This is a genomic window from Solwaraspora sp. WMMD791 (assembly GCF_029581195.1).
GTDB lineage: Bacteria > Actinomycetota > Actinomycetes > Mycobacteriales > Micromonosporaceae > Micromonospora_E.
Genome location: NZ_CP120737.1, coordinates 6,660,458 through 6,680,995 on the forward strand (window position 1 = coordinate 6,660,458; position 20,538 = coordinate 6,680,995).

Sequence of the window (20,538 nt, forward strand, 5' to 3'; positions counted from 1 at the left end):
CCGTCAGCGGTGCCGCCGCGCCGTACCACCACCCGACACCGGGCCACCACGACCCACCCGTCGACGGGAGCCGGTCAACGTACCGGTCCTCGGTAGTGGCCCCCGGGCCAGCCGGCACCGCCGGCTCCCCCGGGCGCTTCGATCGAAGACCGGCCGGTTGAGCAGCTCCCCGAGGTCGTGGCCCACGACGCGTAAAGGAGCGCGACATCACCATGACCGAGCAGAACACTCTCGGCACCCAGAGCAGTACCGCAGTGATCGACAACGGGTCCTTCGGCACCCGTGAGGTCACCTTCTCCACCGGCCGGCTGGCCCGTCAGGCCGCCGGCTCGGTGATCGCCCAGCTGGGCGACACCGTGGTGCTCTCGGCCACCACGGCGAGCAAGCAGCCGCGTGAGCACCTCGACTTCTTCCCGCTCACCGTCGACGTCGAGGAGCGGATGTACGCCGCGGGCCGGATCCCCGGCTCGTTCTTCCGCCGCGAAGGCCGGCCCAGCGAGGAGGCGATCCTCACCTGCCGGCTGATCGACCGGCCGCTGCGGCCGACCTTCGCCAAGGGCCTGCGCAACGAGGTCCAGGTCGTCGAGACCGTGCTCGCCCTCGACCCGGCCCACCCGTACGACGTCGTCGCGATCAACGCGGCGTCGATGTCCACCAAGCTCTCCGGCCTGCCGTTCTCCGGGCCGATCGGGGCGACCCGGATCGCCCACGTGGACGGTCAGTGGGTGTCCTTCCCGACCCTGGAGGAGCTGGCCCGGGCCACCTTCGACATGGTCGTCGCCGGCCGGGCCCTGCCCGACGGCGACGTCGCGATCATGATGGTCGAGGCGGAGGCCACGCCGCAGGCGGTCGGCCTGATCGCCGGTGGCGCCACCGCGCCGACCGAGGAGGTCGTCGCCAGCGGGCTGGAGGCGGCCAAGCCGACCATCCGGGAGCTGTGCCGGGCGCAGAGCGAGCTGGCCGAGGTCGCGGCGAAGCCGATCGCCGAGTTCCCGGTCTTCCTGGACTACGCCGACGACGTCTACGAGGCGGTCGTGACCGCCGGACGCGACGAGGTCGCCGAGGCGCTGAAGATCGCCTCCAAGGCCGAGCGCGAGGACGCCCTCGACCGGATCAAGGAGAAGGTCGCCGGCGAGCTCGCCGAGCGGTTCGAGGGACGCGAGAAGGAGCTCGGCGCGGCCTTCCGGTCGCTGACCAAGTCCGAGGTGCGCGCCCGGGTGCTCCGCGAGCAGGTCCGCATCGACGGCCGGGGTCCGCGCGACATCCGGCCGCTGACCGCCGAGGTCGGAGTGTTGCCCCGGGTGCACGGCTCGGCGCTGTTCGAGCGCGGCGAGACCCAGATCCTCGGCGTCAGCACACTCAACATGCTGCGGTTGGAGCAGACGCTGGACACCCTCTCCCCGGAGAAGTCCAAGCGCTACATGCACAACTACAACTTCCCGCCGTACTCCACCGGGGAGACCGGCCGGGTCGGTTCGCCGAAGCGGCGCGAGATCGGCCACGGCGCGCTCGCCGAGCGGGCCCTGGTGCCGGTGCTGCCGACCCGGGAGGAGTTCCCGTACGCGATCCGTCAGGTCTCCGAGGCGCTCGGCTCCAACGGCTCGACCAGCATGGGCTCGGTCTGTGCCTCCACGCTGGCGCTGCTGTCGGCCGGCGTGCCGCTGAAGGCACCGGTGGCCGGCATCGCGATGGGGCTCATCTCCGACGAGGTCGACGGGCAGACCCGCTACGTCACGCTGACCGACATCCTCGGGGCCGAGGACGCCTTCGGTGACATGGACTTCAAGGTCGCCGGCACTCCCGAGTTCGTCACCGCGTTGCAGCTCGACACCAAGCTCGACGGCATCCCGTCGGACGTGCTGGCCGGTGCGCTGCAGCAGGCCCGCGAGGCCCGACTGGCCATCCTCGAGGTGATGCGCCAGGCGATCGAGGGCCCGGCCGCGATGAGCGAGCACGCGCCCCGGGTCACCACGGTGAAGATCCCGGTCGACAAGATCGGCATGGTGATCGGCCCGAAGGGCCAGACCATCAACGCGATCCAGGACGAGACCGGCGCGGACATCTCCATCGAGGACGACGGCACCATCTACGTCGGCGCCACCAACGGGCCGGCGGCCGAGGCCGCCGTCGAGCGGATCAACGCGATCGCCAATCCGACGCTGCCGAAGGTCGGTGACAAGTTCCTCGGTACGGTCGTCAAGACCGCCGCGTTCGGTGCGTTCATCTCGCTGCTGCCCGGCCGCGACGGCCTGCTGCACATCTCCAAGGTGGGCGACGGCAAGCGGGTCGAGCGGGTGGAGGACCACCTCAACGTCGGCGACAAGGTCGAGGTGTCCATCGCCGACATCGACGCCCGGGGCAAGATCTACCTGGACAAGGTCCGCCCGGAGGGTGCCGAGGCGCCGGCCGCCGAGGGTGCCGAGGCCGCCGACGGCGGCGACCGGCCCGGCGGTCGGGACCGGGGCGACCGGGGGCCCCGCGACCGTGGTGACCGCGAGCGTGGCGACCGCGGCCCGAGCCGGGGCGACGGTGACGGCGGGGAGCCGCGTCGCCGCCGCAACCGGCACAGCTGACGCCGGCTGACATGGCCCGGACCGAACCGGTCACCGGCCGGGGCAGGTCCCGGCCGGTCACCCGGACACTCACCACCGACCCGTTGGGCGGCACGGTACGACGTACCGTGCTGCCCAACGGGCTGCGGGTGGTCACCGAAGCGATCCCGGCGATGCGCAGCGTCTCCTTCGGAGTGTGGGTCGGCGTCGGCTCCCGCGACGAGACGCCCGCCCGCTCCGGTGCCTCGCACTTCCTGGAACACCTGCTGTTCAAGGGCACGCGACGGCGTACCGCCTGGGAGATCTCCGCGGCGATCGAGGCGGTCGGCGGCGAGACCAACGCCTTCACCGCCAAGGAGTACACCTGCTACTACGCCCGGGTGCTCGACGAGGACCTGCCGCTGGCCATCGACGTCGTCTGCGACCTGGTCGCCAACTCGGTGATCGATCCGGCCGACGTGGAGACCGAACGCGGCGTGATCCTCGAAGAGATCGCGATGCACGACGACGAACCCGACGACGAGGTCCATGACCTGCACGCGGAGGCGGTCTTCGGGCCGCACCCGCTGGGCCGGCTGATCTCCGGCACCGAGGCGACCATCTCGGCGTTGACCCGTCGGCAGATCCACGACTTCTACCGTCGCCGCTACACCCCGGGGGCGATGGTCGTCGCCGCCGCCGGGAACCTCGACCACCGTTCGGTGGTCCGCCAGGTCCGGGCCGCGTTGCGGGGCAGCCCGCTCGACGCCGAACGGCCCGGCCAGCCGGACCCGCCCCGCGCGGCCACCCCGGCGGTACGGGTCCGCCCGCCCCGGGTGGTCCTGCGACACAAGGAGACCGAGCAGGCCCACCTGGTGCTCGGCGGGTCAGGGATCCACCGCACCGACGAGCGGCGGTTCGCGCTCGGCGTACTGAACAACGTGCTCGGCGGCGGCATGTCGAGTCGGCTGTTCCAGGAGATCCGGGAGCGGCGAGGGCTGGCGTACTCGGTCTACTCCTACGCCAGCCAGTACGCCGACGCCGGCACGTTCGCCGTCTACGCCGGTTGCGCGCCGAACCGCCTCGACGAGGTGCTGGCCCTGGTCCGCGCCGAGTTGGCGGCCCTGGCCACGCACGGGGTGACCCCGGACGAACTCGCCCGGGGCAAGGGCATGAGCCGGGGCGGCTACGTGCTGGGGCTGGAGGACACCGGTTCCCGGATGGGTCGGCTGGCAAAGGGCGAACTGCTCTACGGCGAGCAGTTGCCGGTGGACCATCTGCTCCAGCGGGTCGCGGCGGTGACCGTCGAGCAGGTCGCCGCGGTCGCTGCGGACCTGCTCAACCGGCCGATGTCGCTGGCGGTCATCGGGCCGGTGGAGTCGGCGACGCTGTCCGGACCGTGACGCGCCGGTGGGATAGGTTGTGCCGGTGAGCGAAGATGGTGCGAATGTGACGATGGTGCCGGCCGCCGCCGCCGCCGGCGCGGTCCGGGCGGTCGGGGCGCCGGTCCGGGTCGGTGTGCTCGGTGCCCGGGGCCGGATGGGCGTGGAAGTCTGCCGGGCGGTCGACGCCGCCGACGGACTCGAGCTCGTCGCCACGATCGACCAGGGTGACCCGCTCGCCGCCGCCGCTGACGCCGAGGTCGTCGTCGACTTCACCAACCCCGACGCGGTGCTGGACAACCTGCGCTGGTGCATCGACCGGGGCATCCACGTGGTCGTCGGGACCAGCGGGTTCACCGATTCCCGGCTCGACCAGGTCCGGTCGTGGCTGACCGGGGCTCCCGAGGTCGGCGTGGTGATCGCCCCCAACTTCGGCATCGGCGCGGTGCTGATGATGCAGTTCGCCGCCAAGGCCGCCCGGTACTTCGAGTCGGTCGAGATCATCGAGCAGCACCACCCGGCGAAGGTCGACGCACCCAGCGGCACCGCCGGGCACACCGCCCGGGTGATCGCGGCCGCGCGCGCCGCCGCCGGGTCGGCGGCGATGCCGGACGCGACCACCTCCGAGGTGCCGGGTGCCCGGGGCGCGTCGATCGACGGGGTCCGGGTCCATTCGGTACGGGCCGCCGGCCTGGTCGCGCACCAGGAGGTGCTGTTCGGTACGGCCGGTGAGACGCTGACCATCCGGCACGACTCCTACGACCGGGCGTCGTTCATGCCAGGGGTGCTGCTGGCGGTACGGGAAGCGCCGCGACGCCCCGGGCTGACGGTCGGCCTGGACAGCCTGCTCGACTGAGATCCGCCGGCGGTCAGCTCACTCGTCGGTCGGCGGGGCCGGCGGGTCGGCCTGCTCCGGCGCTTCCGGTGGGATCGCCACGTGCAGCCGCAGCTGCGGCACCAGCATGTCGGCGACGTCCAGCGCCCGGGTCGCCCCGTCGGGCTCCCAGCCGGCCGAGCCGAGGAACGCGCGGGTCGCCGGGTCCTGCTCGTACGCCCAGGCCACGGCGGTGTCGAAACCGTCGCCGCGCCACAGGTCGACGGCGGCGGCGAGCAGCCGGCTGCCGTGCCCGCGTCGCCCCCAGCGCGGTTCGACGAGCAGGTCGGTGACGGCGGCCACCCGGTCGCCGAGCGCCTCGGCCGGCTCCTGCGGGGCCAGCGCCTGCTCGTCGACCGGGCCGGAGGCGGCGAAGCCCACCAGATACGATTGCTCGGCCTGCTCGACGGCGACCAGCACCCGGTGTCGCGGCGACGGCGGGCTGGTGATCGCGGCGTCCCACTGCTGCGCCAGCCAGCCCTCGTCCACCTCGTCGAGCACCTGCCGGGGCAGTAGCCGACGGTAGGCGACCCGCCAGGTGGCCAACTGGAGGCGGGCGATCTCACCAGCGTCGCCCGGTCGGGCAGGACGGACATATCCGAGCGCCATGACTGGTCAGCGTACGGACAGGGGGACGGCCATGCCGCAGCGGGCCACCGGGGGTACCGGCCGGCAGGTGGCGATCGTCGTCGCCTGCGTGGTCGTCGTCGCCGGCTTCCTCGCCGTCGCCGCCGAGCGGCACGGCTTCTTCGACCTGAAGGTCTACTACGGCGCGATGCACCACTGGTTGCGCGACGGCGGCGAACTCTACGACCACATGAAGCCGTTCAGCCAGTACGGGTTCACCTACCCGCCGTTCGCCGCCTTCGTGATGTCGCCGATGGCCCTGCTGCCGTGGCATCTGGCGATCGTGGTCAGCGTGAAGCTCGCCGTGGTGACCAGCGCGCTGCTGCTGTGGTGGCTGGTGGACCCGGTGTCGCGTCGCGAGGGCTGGACCCGCTGGTTCGCCTTCGCGCTCGCCGTCTGCCTGGTGGCGGCGTACGAGCCGATGCGGGAGACGGTCAACTTCGGCCAGGTCAACACCGTACTGCTGTTCCTGGTCGCGGCCGATCTGCTCTGGTTGGTGGCGGCCGGGTCGCCGGTGCCGCAACGGTGGCGCCGGTTCGCCGGTGTCGGGATCGGGCTGGCGACGGCGATCAAACTGACGCCCGGCATCTTCATCGTCTACCTGCTGGTCACTCGACGGTTCCGGGCTGCGTTCACCGCCGCCGCCACGGCGACCGTGGCGACCCTGTTCGCGGCGGCGTTCGCCCCGGACGCCTCCCGGGAGTTCTGGACGCAGGCGCTGTGGAACACCGACCGGGTCGGCGCGTTGGACTTCGTCTCCAACCAGTCGCTGCGGGGGGTCGTCGCCCGGATCGACCCGCTGCACCCGAGTACGGTCGCCTGGCTGGCGTTGGTGCTGGTCACGGTGCTCTGGTGGGCGTGGCGCTGCCGCCGCGCGGTCGCCGCCGGAGACGAGGCGACCGGGCTGGCGCTGACCGGTGTGGTCGGCTGCCTGGTCAGTCCGGTCACCTGGGTGCACCACCTGGTGTGGCTGCTGCCGGCGCTGATCCTGCTGGTGGACAACGGGCTGGCGGCACCGGCGCGGTCCCGGCGGCGGCGGGCGCTGCTCGGCTTCGCCGTGGTCGGCTACCTGGTGCTGATCAGCCGGTTCGTCTGGATCTGGCGCAACGAAGACGCCGCGAATCTGCCGGGCTTCCTGGGCAGCAACGCCTACGTCTGGATCAGCATCGGGCTGCTGCTGGTGCTGCCGGTGCGGCAGTTGGACCGCTCCGCGGCCTGGCCGGCACCGGCCGCCGGTCGAGCGATCACATCGAGGTGACGCTGACGCACGTCAAGACGCAAAGATGACGTGCGTCAGCGTCACCTCGATGTCGCGGGCGGGTCATCGTGCGGCAGTGTCGGTGCTTGGGCTGGTCGCGATCAGGTATGGGCTGCGCTGGAACGCCACGGCGTGGTCGAGCCGAGACCGCGTCCGATCCAGGCGTACCCAGCAGTCGGATCGGGCCGGAGCCGGTGCTGCCCCTGACTGGATTGTCTGACGTTGATCGCCGCCACAAGCTGCCGTGGACCCGACTCCGCAAGTGTTCACGAGATTCACGGACAGGGCTGTACTCGGACCGGCCCGGTCGACCGTTTGCGGGCTCTCGCGGTCCCTCCGCAGGGCGGATGGCAGGTCTCCGATCGTGCCGGTCAGCCGGCCAGGGCGAGGATCCGGTCGCCGGTGATCCGGGCCAGGTAGCGCAGCTCGTCGAGCCCGACCGGGGTCTGCCCCGGTGACCGGGGCACCTGGTAGACGCTGCGGTGCCCGTCGGGGCGCAGCCCGGCCGACTCGTAGAAGCGCCGGCCCCGCTGGTTGCCGTCGAGCACCCACAGCCGCATGGCCCGCCAGCCCTGGCCGGTCAGCCCGGCGATCGAGGCGGCGAGCAGGGTGCGGCCGATCCCGGTGCCCCAGCGGGTCGGGTCGACGTACATGCTGACGATCTCGCCGTACGTCGGGTCGAGGTTGTCCCGGTCCTGGTCGATGCGGTAAGGGCCGTAGGTGCTGAACCCGACGATCTGCCCGCCGTCGGTGGCGACCAGGGTGCGGAACGGCTGCTCCGGGTCGGCGGTGCCGACGTCGCGGCGGCGTTGTGCCCAGGCGGCGACGTTGAGCCGGTCGAGGACGTCGGCGGGGACCAGACCGGCGTAGCCGGCCTGCCACGCGCGGACGTGGACGGCGGCGATGGCCTCGGCGTCGTCCGGAGTCTCCTGCCTGACTTCTGGCATATGGGCTTTCTATCCTGATTAGCCCCGAACGTCCAGCAGCGCTCTCGGGTGTCGCCACCGGGTGGCCGGTGCCGTCGGCCGTACGAACCAGGCCGTGGCGGGTGCCGGTCGGGTCACGGCAGCACCGCCCGGATGATCACGATGGCGACGAAGACCACGATGAAGGAGAGGTCGATGGCGGCCCCGCCGACCCGTACCGGCGGCAGCACCCGGCGGACCGGGGCCAGGACCGGCTCGGTCAGCGTGTGCAACGCGACGGTCGCCCGGGAGCGCAACGAGTCGCGGGCGCTCGGCCCGGCCAGCACCGTGCTCCAGTCGAGGATCGCGCGGCCGATGAGCAGCAGTTGGAAGATCAGCAGCAGCAGGCTCAGCAGAGCGAACAGGGGACCCATCGGGGCAGACCTCCAGTGCCAGGCGGTGAGCGTTCCACTATGCCTGGCGATCGTGTGTGGCCGCTGGGAATCGCCGACGGGCGCGCCCGACGAGGGGCATCCGGTCGACAGCGCCGGCGTGGTGCGACTCTGTCGTACCGGGGCGGTAGCTTGCGTGACGATGCCCGCACCAGACAGTCTCTCGCTCGCCCAGGCCCGCCGGATCGCGTTGGCCGCCCAGGGCTTCGCCGACCCCGCGCCGACCGGCGTTCCGACCCGTCGGCACCTGCGTCGGGTGCTCGACCGGGTCGGGCTGATCCAGATCGACTCGGTCAACGTCCTGCAACGCGCCCACTACCTGCCGCTGTACAGCCGGCTCGGCCCGTACCCGACCGACCTGCTGGACCGGGCGGCCGGGCACGCGCCCCGGGAGCTGTTCGAGTACTGGGGCCATGAGGCGTCGTTGATCCCGGTCGACCTGCAGCCGGCGCTGCGCTGGCGGATGGCCCGCGCCCGCGACGACGCCTGGGGCGGGGTCCGACGGATCGCCGTCGAGCAGCCCGAGCTGGTCGCCCGCGTCCTCGAAGAGGTACGCACCCGAGGCCCGGTCACCGCCGCGCAACTGGAGCAGGACACCGTCCGTCCCACCGGCAACTGGGGGTGGAACTGGTCGGCGGTCAAGACCGCCCTCGAGTACCTCTTCTGGGCCGGCGAGATCACCTCCGCCGGGCGGACCAGCACCTTCGCGCGGCGCTACGACGTACCGCAGCGGGTGCTGCCGCCCCGGGTCCTCGCCGCGCCGACGCCGACGACGGCCGAGGCGCACCGGCAGCTGGTCGAGATCGCCGCCCGCTGCCTCGGCGTGGCCGCCGAGCCGGAGCTGCGGGACTACTTCCGGCTGTCGGCGGCCGCGGTCCGGCCGGTCGTGGCCGACCTCGTCGCCGACGGCATCCTGCGCCCGGTCCGGGTGCAGGGCTGGTCGCAGACAGCCTACCTGCACCATCAGACCCGACTACCGCGCTGGATCCGGGCCGCCACGCTGCTCAGCCCGTTCGACCCGGTGGTCTGGGAGCGGGCCCGCACCGAGCGGCTGTTCGGGCTGCGGTACCGCATCGAGATCTACGTACCGGCCGCACAGCGGGTGCACGGCTACTACGTACTGCCGTTTCTCGACGGCGACCGGCTCACCGCGTTGGTCGACCTCAAGGCGGACCGGCCGGCCGGGGTGCTGCGGGTGCCGGCGGCCTGGCCGGTGCCCGGTGTCACCACCGACCCGCAGCAGACCGCGGTGGCCCTCGCCGACGAGCTGGTCCGGCTGGCCGGCTGGCTCGGCCTGTCGCAGGTCGCCGCACCGGTCGCCGGCGACCTGGCCGGCCCGTTGACCCGGGCACTGACTGCCGCCGGTGCACGTGGCGCGGTCGGTGTACCGTGAAACCTTCCAGTGCTGCAGGAGGAGGGGCGATGGCGGGTCAGGACGGCACGGCCGCGAGCGCAGCCGCCGTCGACGCGCAGCCGCCGTCGACCGGCCCGACCCCGACCGGGTACGCCGACCCGCACACGCACCACCCACCACCATCTGACGCCGCCGCGTACGCCTACCCGTACCCGGGCGGCCACCACGGCGGCCCGCCGCAGCCGCAGCCGGACCGGCTGACCCGGCTGGTCAACCACGCGTGGGCGCGGTCGCCGCGCTGGCTGGCCCCGCTGGCGGTGCTCGGCTGCATCGGTGCCGCCGCCGGCTACACGGTGCTCACCGACCCGGCCACCAGCACCGCCGACGCCGCCCCGACCTGCCTGCTGAAGCTGACCACCGGGCTGGACTGCCCCGGCTGCGGCGGCACCCGGGCGGTCTGGTACCTGCTCAACGGCGACCTCGGTGCCGCCGCCCGGCACCACGTGCTGCTGGTCTTCGCGATCCCGTTCCTGCTCTACGTCTACGTCGCCTGGGCCGGCCAGCACATGGGCCGGTGGCGGCTGCCGCAGCTGGCGATGACCCCGAAGGTGATCGGCTGGTTCCTCGGCGCCTGGCTGGCCTTCTCGGTGCTGCGCAACCTGCCGTGGCCGCCGTTCACCTGGTTCTACGTCTGATTGCCCGTGTTGCTCGTGGTGCGGGCCGACAACTAGAGTCCGAGAAATGCCGGAAATCGTGTCGCCGCAGGTCACGCTGATCGCCTGGACCCACTTCGAGCCGCCCGCCGATGTCGACTGGTCCACCGACGCCGACGGCGGTCAGGCGTTGGCCGAGTTCGCCGGCCGGGCCTGCTACCAGTCGTGGCGCAAGCCCAACCCGGCGACCGCCACCAACGCCGGCTACCTGCGGCACATCCTGGACAGCGGCCACCTGTCGGTGCTGGAGCACGGCAGCGTCACCTTCTACCTGACCGGGATCTCCCGTTCGTTGACCCACGAGCTGATCCGGCACCGGCACTTCTCCTACTCCCAGCTGTCCCAGCGGTACGTGCCCGAACGCGACGCCGCCATGGTCGAGCCGGCGGTCATCGCCGAGGACCCGCAGCTGCATCAGCAGTTCGTCGCCGCCGCCGAGGCGAGTGTGCGGGCCTACACCGAGCTGCTGGAAGGCCTGGAGAAGCGGTTCGCCGACGAGCCCAACCCGACGCTGCGCCGCAAGCAGGCCCGGCAGGCGGCGCGGGCGGTGCTGCCGAACGCCACCGAGACCCGGATCGTGGTCACCGGCAACTACCGGGCCTGGCGGCACTTCATCGGCATGCGGGCCACCGAGCACGCCGACGTGGAGATCCGCGAGCTGGCGGTGGAGTGCCTGCGGCAGTTGCAGCGGGTCGCGCCGAGTGTCTTCGCCGACTTCGAGATCAGCCAGCTGCCGGACGGCAGCGAGGTCGCCGCCAGCCCGTACACCCGGCAGGGGGAGTAGGCCGTCCGCCCGTACCGCCAGCGCTGAAATCGCGGTGCGCCCGTCCGATAGGTTGTCCGTATGACGCAGCACCACCTAGCCGGTTCCGGGGCGGGGAGACCGACCCCGTTCGGGCGGCTCCTGACCGCCATGGTCACCCCGATGCACGACGACGGCTCGCTCGACTTCGACGGCGCGGCGCGGCTGGCCAGCTACCTGGTCGACGAGCAGGCCAACGACGCGTTGGTGATCAGCGGCACCACGGGCGAGTCGCCGACCACCAGCGACGCGGAGAAGGAGCAACTGCTCCGGGTCGTCGTCGACGCCGTCGGGGACCGGGCCAAGGTGGTGGCCGGCGTCGGCACCAACGACACCCGGCACACCGTCGAGCTGGCGGTCGCCGCCGAGAAGGCCGGCGCGCACGGGCTGCTGGTGGTCACGCCGTACTACAACAAGCCGCCGCAGGCCGGGGTGGTCCGGCACTTCACCGAGGTCGCCGACGCGACCGGGCTGCCGGTGATGGCGTACGACATCCCGCACCGCGCCGGGATCGCGATCGCCACCGAGACCCTGGTGCGCCTGGCCGAGCACGAGCGGATCGTCGCGGTCAAGGACGCCAAGGGTGACCTGGTCGCCACCTCCTGGGCGACCAGCCGCACCGATCTGGCGTTCTACTGTGGTGACGACGCGCTCACCCTGCCGACGCTGGCGATCGGCGGGGTCGGGCTGGTCGGCACCTCGACCCACCTGACCGGCGCGTTGACCAAGCAGATGATCGAGGCGTACGTCGCCGGTGACCAGGCCACCGCGCTGGCGCTGCACCACCGGCTGCTGCCGCTGTTCACCGGGATCTTCCGTAGCCCCGGCACCATCCTGGTCAAGGCGGCGTTGGCGACACTGGACCTGCCCGCCGGCCCGGTCCGTTCGCCACTGGTCGAGGCCACCGACACCGAGCTGGACCAGTTGCGCGCCGACTGCGCCGCGGCCGGACTGGAGCTGCCGTGAGCCAGGCACACGTCGACATGGATCTGCCGCCGCAGCTGCCGCCGGGCGGGTTGCGGGTCATCCCGTTGGGTGGGCTCGGAGCCATCGGGCGCAACATGACGGTCTTCGAGTTCGACGGCAAACTGCTGATCGTCGACTGCGGGGTGCTCTTCCCGGACGTCGAGCAGCCCGGTGTCGACCTGATCCTGCCGGATTTCGCCCCGATCCTGGACCGGCTCGCCGACGTGCAGGCGATCGTGCTGACCCACGGTCACGAGGACCACATCGGCGCGGTGCCGTACCTGCTCGCCCACAAGCCGGACATCCCCTTGGTCGGGTCGCAGTTCACCCTGGCGCTGGTCGAGGCGAAGCTGGCCGAGCGGCGGATCGACCCGTACACGCTGACTGTCCGGGAGGGCCAACGGGAGCGGATCGGGCCGTTCGAGTGCGAGTTCTTCGCGGTGAACCACTCCATCCCGGACGCACTGGCGGTGGCCATCCGGACCCCGGCCGGACTGGTGCTGCACACCGGTGACTTCAAGATGGACCAGTTGCCGCTGGACGGGCGGATCACCGACCTGGCCGGATTCGCCCGGCTCGGGGCCGAAGGCGTCGACCTGCTGCTGTCGGACTCCACCAACGCCGAGATTCCCGGCTTCGTCACCCCGGAACGCGACATCGGGCCGGTGCTGGACTCGATCTTCGGCAAGGCCAAGGGCCGGATCATCGTGGCGAGCTTCGCCTCCCACGTGCACCGGGTGCAGCAGGTGCTGGACTCGGCGTACGAGTACGACCGCAAGGTCGCGCTGATCGGCCGGTCGATGGTGCGCAACATGGGCATCGCCCGCGATCTCGGCCTGCTGCGGATTCCGCCCGGTCTGGTGGTGGGGCTGGACGAGGCGACGGCGTTGCCGCCGGACCGGATCGTGCTGATGTCCACCGGTTCGCAGGGTGAGCCGATGAGCGCGCTGGGCCGGATGGCCACCGGCGACCACCGGCACATCACCGTCGCCCCGGGCGACACCGTGGTGCTGGCCAGTTCGCTGGTGCCGGGCAACGAAACGTCGGTCTACCGGGTGATCAACCAGCTGTCCCGGGCCGGGGCGACCGTGATCCACAAGGACGTGGCGAAGGTGCACGTCTCCGGGCACGCGCCGGCGGGGGAGCTGCTGTACCTGCTCAACGTGGTGCGGCCGAGCAACCTGCTGCCGGTGCACGGTGAGTGGCGGCACCTGCGGGCGCACGCCCGACTGGGCATCGAATCCGGTCTGGACCCGCAGCGGGTGGTGCTCTGCGAGGACGGCGACGTGGTCGACCTGGTCGACGGGCACGCCACTCTGGTCGGCCACGTCAAGAGCCGGTACGTCTATGTGGACGGTCTCGCCGTCGGCGACGTCGGTGAGTCGTTGCTGACCGAGCGTCGAATCCTCGGCGACGGCGGATTCATCGCCGCGACCGTGGTGGTCGACTCGGTCACCGGCAAGGTCGTCGGCGGCCCCACCGTGTCGGCGAAGGGGTTCTCCGAGGACCCGGAGGCGTTCAACGCGGTGGTTCCGCTGATCACCGAGGCACTGGGGCGGGCCGCCGCCGACGGCATCACCGACCCGCACCAGTTGCAGCAGGTGGTCCGCCGGATCGTCGGGCGCTGGGTCAACGACGCGTACCGCCGTCGGCCGATGATCGTGCCGACCGTGGTGGAGGTCTGAGGACGCGCATCGGGTGGCACAGGTCTGAAGACGCGCTGACGGGTCGCCGGGGCTGACCCGGCGACCAGTTGGCGGCATACTGGACCGACAGTTACCTACCGTGGTCCGGAAGGCCTGGCGTGCGTGACGATCCCGGTCCCGGCGAGTCCCCGGCGGCGGCGCGGCGTCGGCTCCGGTTGGCGCTGCGCCGCGCGCGGGAGGCAGCCGGCTTCACCCAGGGCAAGGTGGCCGACACTCTGGACTGGTCGGTGTCCAAGGTCAACCGGATCGAGAAGGGCGACGTCACGGTCTCGTCGACGGACCTGCGGGCGTTGCTGGCGCTCTACGGAGTCGCCGACCCCGACCGGGCCGAGCGGATGCTGCACGACGCCCGCACCTCACGGCGGCGCGGTTGGTGGGACGAGCCCCGCTACCGCGAGCACCTGACCCCGGCAATGTTGCAGTTGTTGCAGCTGGAGAGCGAGGCCAGCGCCATCCGGGTGTTCCAGCCGACGCTCATCCCGGGCATGTTGCAGACCCGGGAGTACGGCGAGTTCGTGCTCAACTTCTGGCGCAGCGAGCTGCCGGAGGCGGACCGGGTGCTGCGACTGGAGGCCCGGCTGCGTCGTCGTGAGCATGTGTTGGACCGCCCCGACCCGCCGGAGTTCCACCTGGTGCTCGACGAGTCGGTGCTGTGGCGCACCATCGGCGGCCCGCAGGTGATGTCCCGGCAGTTCGCCCACCTGTTGCAGCAGATGCGGTCACCACACGTCCGGGTGCGGATCGCGCCGTTCGCCGACGCCGCGATCATGGCGATGCTGGCCCCGTTCACCTTGCTGGACTTCGGCGACGAGGACAACGCGCTGCTCTACCGCGAAGGGATTCTGATCGACGAGATCGTCCACGCGGCGCAGCGGATTCACCGCCACCGGGGCTACTTCGCCCATCTGTGGGCCGCGGCCCACGACGAGGCGACCTCGGCCCGGTTGATCGCCGAACGGTCGGCGGCGCTCGGTGGCGGCGAGCAGGCGGTACGCGACTGACGCCCAGCCGTGCGGCCCGGACGGTTGAGGCGCCAGGCCAGCCGACTGGACCGACTCTGGGTGGATCAGGCATCGGGCGGGTGAGCTGGCCGGCATAATGCCCGAAAAATAGGTGTAAATCATGAAAGGGGAATGTGATGTTGCGTGCCGACCAGGGCTGGCGGCGAAGCAGCCGGTGTGACACCAACGCCTGCGTGGAGGTGGCGGCGACGGCGGCCGGTGGCGCGGCGCTGCGGGATTCGGCCGACCCGGCCAGCCCGGAACTGGACTTCGGGCCGCACCAGTGGCGATCGTTCCTGCGGGGGATCTCCCAGGGGCAGCTCACCGGCCGGTGACAGCGCCGACCGGTAGGGATCGGGTGGAGGCCGATCCCTACCGGTGCGGCCGTCACGGTCAACGCGGCACCGGCCTGCCCGGTTCACCCGACCCGCTGTGAAATTCCGCATCGTCGAGGATTGATCCATCGACGGTTGTGCTCCGTACCACCGCGCGGCGCCAGAAAAAGGTCCGGCGCCCGCGGCGGAAGGAGACAGCGATGCGACGCCGACGGGTGATCACCGCAGGAGTCACCGTGGCCGCGGTGGGTCTGCTCGCCGCGGTGACGTTGCCGGCGGTGGCCGGCGACGACCGTACCGACCAGCCGGCCACCGACCGGGCCGGCGCCGAGCCGCCGGCCGCCACCGAGATCGTCACCGCCCTCGGCCGCGACCTCGGCGTCAGCGCGGCCGACGCCCGGACCCGGCTGGCCACCGAGCGGTGGGCCGGTCGCACCGTGGCCACGCTGCGCGCCGACCTCGGCGACGCGTACGGCGGAGCCTGGATCACCGCCGACGGCACCGACCTCGTCGTCGCCGTCACCGACCCCGACCTGGTCGCCCAGGTCGACGCCAGCGGTGCGAAGGCGCGGCTCGTACAGCGCAGCCAGCGCCAGCTCGACGCCGTCAAACGACAGCTCGACGGCGACGCCGAGACAGCCAACCCGGATCTGGCCGGCTGGTACGTCGACGTCGCCGACAACACCGTCGTGCTGCTCGCCCGCCCCGGTGCGCAGGCCGCCGCCCGTGACTTCGCCGCCGTCGCCGCGGTGCCCGCCGACGCGCTGCGCGTCGAGGTGTCCGACGAGGCCCCAGTGCCGCTGTTCGACGTACGCGGTGGCGACCCGTACTTCATCGGCGCCGGCGGACGCTGCTCGGTCGGCTTCTCCGTCGTCGGCGGCTTCGTCACCGCCGGCCACTGCGGCCGACCCGGCGACACCACCACCGGGTTCAACCAGCAGGCGCAGGGGGTGTTCCAGGCGTCGTCGTTCCCCGGCGACGACTGGGCCTTCGTCGCGGTCAACGGAGACTGGACCCCGCAGCCGGTGGTCAACGACTTCAACGGCGGCACCCTGCCGGTCGCCGGTGCCACCGAAGCGCCGGTCGGTGCCAGCATCTGCCGGTCCGGATCGACCACCGGCACCCGCTGCGGCGTGATCCAGGCCCGCAACGTGACGGTCAACTACCCGGAAGGCGCCGTCACCGGGCTGACCCGTACCGACGTCTGCGCCGAGCCGGGCGACTCCGGCGGTGCCTGGCTCTCCGGCGACCAGGCACAGGGCGTCACCTCCGGCGGGTCCGGCAACTGCCGGGTCGGTGGCGTGACCTTCTTCCAGCCGCTGGCCGAGATCCTCGAGGCCAACAACCTGACCCTGGTCACCACCGGGGCCGGTACCCCGCCGGGCGGCGGACCCGCCGTCCCGACGGTGGCACCGACCCCGCCCGGCGACGGCTCGTCGGAGGGGTGTGCCGGGCACGAGGTCGTCCGCCGGGGCGAGCTCGACGCCGTCGGTGACCGGCAGGTACAGCCCGACGGCCGGTTCTTCCGGGCCGGTGCCGGGCGGCACAGCGCCTGCCTGCAGGCACCGGACGGGGCCCGGTACGACCTCGCCCTGCAGCGGTTCACCGCAGCGGGCTGGCGCACCGTCGCCCGGGGCGACGCCGACGGCAGCGTGACCGAGCTGAGTTTCTCCGGACCCGCCGGGTCGTACCGCTACCGGATCGGGTCCGAGCAAGGCGTGGGTGGCTACCTCCTCGGGTTTTCGGTGAACTGACCGCCACCCGCCGCGCCGTCCCCGGGGACCGCCCTCCCCGGGGACGGCGCACACCCGGAACACCTGAGTACGCGTACCCTCCCGGCCGCCCGGTGCCGTTCGTAGCCTGGCAGTCGGGGAGGTTCCACCATGGGCTACCAGTTGTTGACCACCGTCATCCTGATCCTGCACTTCGGCTTCCTGGCCTACCTGGCCGTCGGCGGTTTCCTGGCCTGGCGGTGGCCGCGCACGATCTGGCTGCACCTGAGCGCCGCCACCTGGGGTGTCCTGGTGGTCGCCGCCAACCTGAGCTGCCCGCTGACCGTGGCCGAGCACTGGTCGCGCCGCCGGGCCGGACAGGTCGGCTTCGACGACGGATTCGTCGACCGCTACCTGTCCGGCGTGATCTACCCCGAGCGGTACGCCTGGCTGGCCCAACTGGCGCTGGCCGCCGTCGTGGCGGTCAGCTGGGCCGGGGTGGTCAGGGCAGCTCGGCGACGGCGTCGGCGAAGCCCGCTCCGGTGAGGATCGCCGCGTTGACCAGTACGGCGAGCTGCGCCCCGCTCACGCCGTGCTCCAGGTCGGTGCTGACGTCGCCGGCCAGGATCAACTCACCCTCGCCGGTGTCGTGTACGTAGACCTTCGGCAGCAGCCGGTCGTGGTTCCAGGCGTTGCAGAACTGGTACGCCTCGGTCAACCGGCCGGCCGGCAGCCGCCGTTCCGCGATGATCCGGGTGTGCAGGATCTCCCGCTGCTCACCGAGGCGTTCGAAGTGGATCACCGCCCGGCCCCACTTGCCGCCGACCACACCGTCGTCGTCGACGAAGTACCGGTCGCCACGCTCGTTGAGGGCCGCGGTGATGCCCTCCAACGTCAACGGTGCGACCACGTCCGGGATGCCCTCGGCGGGTAGCGCCTCGGCGACGTACCCGGGTCCGGCCGGCTGGTCGGCGGGCAGCTCGACGCCGTCGGTGAGCGGCTCGGCGGCCAGCCATTCGGCTATCCGTCGGGACTGGTGGTCGGTGCCGTTGCGGGCGTCGAACCGGCCGGCCAGCTCGGTGGCGGCCTCGGCCAGCAGCGCGCCGAGCGCGTCGACGGTCAGTTCCGCGGCCGGCCGTTCGCCGTGCTCGGGCCGGTGCATCGTCCGGTCGCCGGACCCGGCGGTGCCGGCGAGCCGGCAGACCAGGGCACCGGCGGCGGCGAACTCCATCGCCGACGCGTCGTCGTAGGGCCGGTCGAACCAGTCCAGGTGCTCGGCGAGGATCGTCAGGCCCCGCTCGTGGTGCCCGGTCAACGCGCAGAACCGCAGATGGTCGGCGAGGTACGGGAAGGCGTCCCGCTCGTGGCGGTGCCGCCGGTAGGCGCGCACGTGCGCCTGGGCCGCCTCGGCGTACCGACCCAGCCGCAGATAGGGCATGATCACCGCGACCAGGGCCTTCTCCGGCTGCTCGGTGCAGCCCAGCGCACCGCTGAGCACCGGTTCGGCCACTGCGATCGCCTGCTCCCATTCGCCCCAGTCGGCCAGCAGCTCGGCCTGCCGGGACGGGTCGCAGCCGGCGCAGTCACTGTTGACGTCGCGGGGCGCGGTGCGCCACCGGTCCAGCCACTGCCGTGCCTGCTCCTGGTCACCGACGTGGTCGGCGATCCGGCAGCGCAGGTTGTAGACCGCCTGCAGGCTCTGCCCGTCGCGGGTGAACCGGCGCTCCAGATCGTCCAGCGCCGCCTGGGTCTGCGCCAGGCCGACCCGTGGGGTGCTGCGCAACGTGGCGACCGCCCACTTGTGGTACCAGCGCAGCAGTTCGGCGTCCCACGCCTCGAACAGCTCCGGGTGCTCGTCGAAGGTGCGCAGGCACCAGCCGAACGCCGGCAGCATCCGCCACCGTTCGGTGTGGTTGTTGTACGTGTCGATCAACGCCATCCGGGTGTCGAATCCGATCCGGGTCTGCCCGGCCGCGTCGGCGTGCGCGGCGATGCGTTCCAGCTCGGCGATCTTGCCGTCGCCGTCGGGCAGGTCGGTCGCCTCGTCCAGTGCCTGGATCAGCTCCTCGGGGCTCACGGGGTCTCCTCGGCGGGGGTGCCCGGCCCGGTCGCCGGGTCGGTGAAGGCCCGGTCCAGCAGGGCCAGGAAGGAACGGTTCAGCGCGGCGCTGTCGACGGCGCGCAACGGATGATGCCCGGCCAGCAGCGCCTGGCCGTAGAGCGCTTCGACGGCGTGCCGCAGGGCGGGGGACGGCGGCACGGCGGCCAGCCGGCGGATCAGCGGGTGCCGCCAGTTGAACACCAGCTCCGGGCGGTGGTCGACGTCGACGTCGGCGAACGCCGACAGTACCTCGGACCAGAGTTCGTCGGAGCCTTCCCGGCCACGTCGGATGCTGTCCTGCTCCTGGGCGGCCCGGCCGACGATGTAGAGGGCGGGCACGGTCACCGGGTCGAACTGCCGCAGCTGCGGTACGCAGTCCAGGTCGGCCAGTACGGCGCGGGCGGTCGCCAGGAAGTCGGCGGCGGCGGCCAACTGCCCGGGGGAGAGGGTCTCCAGTCGGGCGGCGAGCTCACCTGGGTCGAGCCGGCGGGTGCGCACGGCCGGGTCCAGGCGGGGCAGCCGGTGCAGGATCTCGGCGTCGTAGGCGTAGCCGGCGTTGACGATCGGCGTACCGGCGGCGGAGGCGATGGCGGCGAGCGAGCGGAACTCGTCGACCGTCTCCACGTACCGGATCATCGCCAGGTGCTGGCGGAAGGCCCGCAGCGGCATCAGGCCCCGGCTGGTCTCGAACGGCAGCCAGGAGTCGACCAGCCGCAGCATCTCGTCGTCGCGGACGGCGAGCGCCTTGACACCGAGGTGGTGCACCCGCAGGAACGCGGCCAGGCGTTGCGGGTGGTGCACCGGTAGTTGCAGCAACCAGTCGCGCACCTGCTCGCCGAGGCTGTGTCGGACGGTGCTCAGCAGGTCGTCCTCGTAGAGCGCCTCGCGGCTGGCGGTCGGTCGCAGGACGGCGGTGTCGACTACGCAGCGGATGAAGAACGCCCATTCCGGCAGGAGCTTTCCGGCGTTGTCGCTGAGCAGCATGCGTTTCAGGTAGACCCGGTGCCCGCCGGAGCCGACGGCGGCCGCCGACGGCAGGACGAACCCGACGCCGACCAGGCCGGCCTCCGGTACCCGCAGGTCGATCACGTCCATCGGCCGCGCGCCGAGCAGTGTGGCACCGTAGTCGAGCAGCGCGTCGCGGCGGGCCTGCGGGTCGGCGTAGGGCTGCTCCCATGGTGCCTGCGGCTCGGTCAGCCGCACCGGTCCGTCGCCGGGCGCGGCTCCGTCGCCGGGCGCGGCGAACCATACCGGTACGTCGAGCAGGTGCGCGTAGCTGCTGACCAGCTCGCGGACCTGGTCGGCGGCGAGCCAGTGCTCGGCGCCGGCACGCGGGCGCAGCGTGACGGTGGTGCCGACCTCGGCGCGCGTGTCGGGGTCGACCTCGGTGGTGTAGCGCCCGTCGGCGTACCCGGTCCACCGCACCGCCGCCGCGCCCCGAGCCGACCGGGTGACCACTTCGACGGCGTCGGCGACCATGAAGCAGGAGAGCAGCCCGATGCCGAACTGGCCGAGGAAGTCCTGCCGGGCGAAGCCCAGCTCGTCGCGTTTGGAGGTCCGTCCGACACTGGCCAGGAAGGAGTGCACCTCGGGTTCGGTCAGGCCGATGCCGTCGTCGTGCACCCGCAGCCCGCCGTCGGCGGTCGGCTCGATGCGCACCGACCCACCGGACCAGTTCGGGTCGACGTCCCGGCGGGCGGTGATCGCGTCGGTGGCGTTCTGCACCAGTTCCCGGGCGAAGACCCGGGGGCTGGCGTACAGGTGGTGGCTGAGCAGGTCGACGATGCCACGCAGGTCGACCTGGAATCTGTTCTCCATGC

18 protein-coding genes are annotated in these 20,538 nt (G+C 72.2%); 13 read left to right on the top strand and 5 right to left on the bottom strand.

All coding sequences use genetic code 11. From position 1 onward, the window contains the following. The first annotated feature begins 212 nt into the window (after positions 1-212). The 3 genes from O7623_RS30060 to dapB are packed head-to-tail and all read left to right on the top strand — an operon-like array spanning position 213 to position 4,769. On the top strand, positions 213-2,573 hold the full coding sequence (locus O7623_RS30060) for a polyribonucleotide nucleotidyltransferase (RefSeq protein ID WP_282226290.1): 2,361 nt from the start codon (positions 213-215) through the stop codon (positions 2,571-2,573). Positions 2,574-2,584: 11 nt separating this feature from the next. After that, positions 2,585-3,934 carry a pitrilysin family protein gene (locus O7623_RS30065; protein WP_282226291.1) on the top strand — a complete coding sequence of 450 codons (1,350 nt, stop codon included), beginning with the start codon at positions 2,585-2,587 and terminating at the stop codon, positions 3,932-3,934. Between the two features lie 52 nt (positions 3,935-3,986). Next, positions 3,987-4,769 carry a 4-hydroxy-tetrahydrodipicolinate reductase gene (dapB, locus tag O7623_RS30070; protein WP_282229651.1) on the top strand — a complete coding sequence of 261 codons (783 nt, stop codon included), beginning with the start codon at positions 3,987-3,989 and terminating at the stop codon, positions 4,767-4,769. Between the two features lie 18 nt (positions 4,770-4,787). Here the strand turns inward: dapB and O7623_RS30075 are convergent, their stop codons facing one another. Next, positions 4,788-5,396, bottom strand: coding sequence for a GNAT family N-acetyltransferase (locus tag O7623_RS30075; protein WP_282226292.1), 609 nt, complete (start codon positions 5,394-5,396; stop codon positions 4,788-4,790). 31 nt (positions 5,397-5,427) lie between these two features. Here O7623_RS30075 and O7623_RS30080 point away from each other — a divergent pair, with 31 nt between their 5' ends. Further along, positions 5,428-6,672, top strand: a complete 1,245-nt coding sequence (locus O7623_RS30080) for a glycosyltransferase 87 family protein (protein WP_282226293.1) — start codon at positions 5,428-5,430, stop codon at positions 6,670-6,672. A 371-nt stretch (positions 6,673-7,043) separates the two neighbouring features. Here O7623_RS30080 and O7623_RS30085 read toward each other — a convergent pair whose 3' ends face one another. Both O7623_RS30085 and O7623_RS30090 read right to left on the bottom strand, forming a co-directional pair. Beyond that, complete coding sequence (locus tag O7623_RS30085) at positions 7,044-7,619, bottom strand: GNAT family N-acetyltransferase (RefSeq protein ID WP_282226294.1); 576 nt, start codon at positions 7,617-7,619, stop codon at positions 7,044-7,046. Positions 7,620-7,732: 113 nt separating this feature from the next. Further along, a complete protein-coding gene (locus O7623_RS30090; RefSeq protein WP_282226295.1) occupies positions 7,733-8,011 on the bottom strand; it encodes a YggT family protein in 279 nt (92 codons plus the stop codon). A gap of 160 nt (positions 8,012-8,171) precedes the next feature. On the opposite strand from O7623_RS30090, the gene O7623_RS30095 reads away from it, so the two are divergent. The 9 genes from O7623_RS30095 (at position 8,172) to O7623_RS30135 (ending at position 17,164) form a co-directional block, all read left to right on the top strand. Then, entirely contained in the window at positions 8,172-9,422 is a 1,251-nt protein-coding gene (locus O7623_RS30095; RefSeq protein WP_282226296.1) for a crosslink repair DNA glycosylase YcaQ family protein, read from the top strand. A 29-nt stretch (positions 9,423-9,451) separates the two neighbouring features. Beyond that, positions 9,452-10,078, top strand: coding sequence for a DUF2752 domain-containing protein (locus O7623_RS30100; protein ID WP_282226297.1), 627 nt, complete (start codon positions 9,452-9,454; stop codon positions 10,076-10,078). A gap of 46 nt (positions 10,079-10,124) precedes the next feature. Beyond that, positions 10,125-10,880, top strand: coding sequence for an FAD-dependent thymidylate synthase (thyX, locus tag O7623_RS30105; protein ID WP_282226298.1), 756 nt, complete (start codon positions 10,125-10,127; stop codon positions 10,878-10,880). 60 nt (positions 10,881-10,940) lie between these two features. Further along, on the top strand, positions 10,941-11,864 hold the full coding sequence (dapA, locus tag O7623_RS30110; protein ID WP_282226299.1) for a 4-hydroxy-tetrahydrodipicolinate synthase: 924 nt from the start codon (positions 10,941-10,943) through the stop codon (positions 11,862-11,864). After that, on the top strand, positions 11,861-13,549 hold the full coding sequence (locus tag O7623_RS30115; RefSeq protein WP_282226300.1) for a ribonuclease J: 1,689 nt from the start codon (positions 11,861-11,863) through the stop codon (positions 13,547-13,549). Before dapA ends, O7623_RS30115 begins: the two co-directional genes overlap by 4 nt. 119 nt (positions 13,550-13,668) lie before the next feature. After that, the gene (locus O7623_RS30120) at positions 13,669-14,571 is read left to right on the top strand and encodes a helix-turn-helix transcriptional regulator (protein ID WP_282226301.1); all 903 of its coding nucleotides are present in this window, start codon (positions 13,669-13,671) and stop codon (positions 14,569-14,571) included. A gap of 137 nt (positions 14,572-14,708) precedes the next feature. After that, positions 14,709-14,906, top strand: coding sequence for a DUF397 domain-containing protein (locus O7623_RS30125; protein ID WP_282226302.1), 198 nt, complete (start codon positions 14,709-14,711; stop codon positions 14,904-14,906). Positions 14,907-15,106: 200 nt separating this feature from the next. Next, positions 15,107-16,660, top strand: a complete 1,554-nt coding sequence (locus tag O7623_RS30130) for a S1 family peptidase (protein WP_282226303.1) — start codon at positions 15,107-15,109, stop codon at positions 16,658-16,660. A gap of 129 nt (positions 16,661-16,789) precedes the next feature. Continuing rightward, positions 16,790-17,164 carry a DUF2784 domain-containing protein gene (locus O7623_RS30135; RefSeq protein ID WP_282226304.1) on the top strand — a complete coding sequence of 125 codons (375 nt, stop codon included), beginning with the start codon at positions 16,790-16,792 and terminating at the stop codon, positions 17,162-17,164. On the opposite strand, the gene O7623_RS30140 is transcribed toward O7623_RS30135, so the two are convergent. Together O7623_RS30140 and O7623_RS30145 are read right to left on the bottom strand one after the other, a co-directional pair. Then, entirely contained in the window at positions 17,121-18,695 is a 1,575-nt protein-coding gene (locus O7623_RS30140; protein WP_282226305.1) for a YbjN domain-containing protein, read from the bottom strand. The genes O7623_RS30135 and O7623_RS30140 overlap by 44 nt on opposite strands. Further along, positions 18,692-20,536: an HSP90 family protein gene (locus O7623_RS30145; protein ID WP_282226306.1), complete on the bottom strand. Its 1,845-nt coding sequence runs from the start codon at positions 20,534-20,536 to the stop codon at positions 18,692-18,694. Before O7623_RS30145 ends, O7623_RS30140 begins: the two co-directional genes overlap by 4 nt. Between the last annotated feature and the right edge of the window lie 2 nt (positions 20,537-20,538).